This window comes from Enterococcus silesiacus (genome assembly GCF_001886225.1).
Lineage (GTDB): Bacteria > Bacillota > Bacilli > Lactobacillales > Enterococcaceae > Enterococcus_L > Enterococcus_L silesiacus.
The window spans coordinates 1-1,514 of the sequence record NZ_JXLC01000056.1 but is presented as its reverse complement, the minus strand read 5'-3'; the positions used below and the strand labels follow the sequence as shown (position 1 = coordinate 1,514).

Here is a 1,514-nt window from a genome sequence, read left to right as displayed (position 1 = left end):
TGTAGCGACCCCAAAAAGTTAGACTTTTTATAGAGTGGATTTTTCCACTCTATTTTTTATGCAGTTTTTTGATTGAACTGTCGAAACTCTACTGGACTTTTCCAGTTAAGTTTTTCTTTGATTCGATGATTATTATAATAATAAATATAGTTTTCAATTGCTCGTCTTAACTCATTTTGACTCCGATAGATTTTGCCATAATACAATTCTTGCTTTAGAATACTGAAGAAATTCTCCATAGGAGAATTATCTAAACAGGTTCCTTTCCGAGACATACTTTGAAAGATACGGTTGTCCTTTAATGTTTGTACATAGGTGTTCATTTGATAAGCCCAGCCTTGATCAGAGTGGAAGGTGCGGCGATAGGGACAATCATTTGTTTGAGAAATTGCTTCTGCTAACCCTGCCGTAACTGTTTCACCGTTTGGTTGAGTAGAAAGGCTGTAGCTTAGAATTTCACTGTTATACATATCCATAAACGGATCTAAATATAGTTTTTTCTGTCGAAGAATGCCCGCGTCATCTGCTTCATAGTATTTAAATTCAGTTGTATCCGTCGTGATTTTTTGATGAGAGACCGAAGTGTTGAATCTTCGATGAATCAAGTTTTTAGCTACTTTCCCAACGGTTCCTTTATATGAATTATATTTCCTAGATTTCTTGGTAAATGCTTTGACTTGTAACTGTAGCTTTTGAATTAATCGCTGTACTTTCTTTTTATTTACTTGGTATCCACGTCGTTTTAATTCTTGTGTCATTCTTCTATAGCCATAATGTTGATGTTCTTTACGAATCGCTTGAATTTCTTCTTCAATCATTTGTGTTGAAGTTGTTCTGTTGAGGCGTTTTTGCCAGTACATGTAAGTCGATTTTGGAAACCTTAGGGTTTCCAGAATATCTTTTAATCGAAAGTATCCTCGGAGGCTGTGAATGATTCGCGCGATTCGTTCATTTTTTGTTCGTCCTCTAAACGCAGCCTCCTCAATTCTTTTAAATAGGCGTTCTCAATTTTTAACATTCTATTTTCTTTTTCTAGTTTATCTAATTGAGATTGTTCACTTGGTAATGGCTGGATTTCATTTCGTTTTTTCTTAGACATTGTAGGTGGACGTCCTTTCTGTTTAGAGAGTCCATCTATACCAAGCTTACGATAGGTTTTAAGCCAATTCGCAATCAATGGTGGATTGTTCATTTTGAGAAGATTGGCTACTTCTTGATAGGACAACTCTGTAGTTAAATACAACTCTATCGCATCTAACTTAAATTGAACAGAGTAATTCCTACATTTCCGACTACGAAGTAGTCCTTCTTCACCCAATTCATTATACGCATGGATCCACTTTCTTATTTGAGTGTTACAATTAAATCCATATTTTTTTGCTAAGCAATTTATTCCTCTTTTTTCTTCAAGATGCTCTTGAACAATTTTTAATTTGAATTCTAAACTATATTTTGCCATACAAAAAGACCTCCAAAAGTTAGATTTTTGGGTCTAACTTTTGGGGGTCGGCTCA

General features: G+C 34.8%; 1 pseudogene. It reads right to left on the bottom strand.

From position 1 onward, the window contains the following. Positions 1–56 precede the first annotated feature (56 nt). Positions 57–1,459: pseudogene (locus RV15_RS18670) on the bottom strand (IS3 family transposase). Positions 1,460–1,514 lie beyond the last annotated feature (55 nt).